Consider the following 693-nt stretch of genomic DNA (forward strand, 5'->3'; position numbering starts at 1 on the left):
GCCTGCCCATGGACCAGTTGCTGCTGGCCCTGGAAGAGGTCGAGCAGGTTGAGGCAGAAGGCCTCGCTGCCCAGGAAGCCGCCGATCCTGCAAAGCTTGAGGCCCGCGTCAGAAAGCGCCGCGCCAACCGCGGCTCACTGCCCGCACACTTGCCGCGCATCGAGCAGGTCATCGATATCCCCGACAGGACCTGCCCGTGCTGCAAGGGGATGCTGCACGTCATGGGCGAGGACCGCTCCGAACGCCTCGACATCGTCCCGGCCCAGTTCCGGGTGATCGTCACGCGCCGCCCGAAGTACGCCTGCCGGAGTTGCGAGGAAATTGTGCTGCAGGCGCCGGCTGCGGCGCGTCTTGTCGAAGGCGGCATCCCGACCGAAGCGACAGTCGCCCACGTGCTGGTCAGCAAATACGCCGATCACCTTCCGCTTTACCGCCAGTCCCAGATCTATGCCCGTCAGGGCGTGAACCTCGACCGCTCGACGCTCGCTGACTGGGTCGGCAAGGCGGCCTTCCTGCTGCGACCGGTCCACGAGCGCCTGTTCGAACAGCTGAAGACCTCATCGAAGCTCTTCGCCGACGAGACGACCGCGCCAGTGCTCGATCCCGGGCGCGGCCGCACAAGGACGGGTCAGCTGTTCGCCTATGCCCGTGACGATCGCCCCTGGGGCGGGATCGATCCACCCGGCGTCGCAT

At 67.0% G+C, this 693-nt stretch carries 1 protein-coding gene; it reads left to right on the top strand.

Annotated features, from left to right (window positions below; all coding sequences use genetic code 11):
- Positions 1-693 (top strand): IS66 family transposase (gene tnpC, locus AC6A67_RS10620; RefSeq protein ID WP_498036530.1); only part of this gene is annotated, 693 nt, incomplete at both ends.

It is taken from the genome of Camelimonas sp. FR25, from assembly GCF_059740505.1.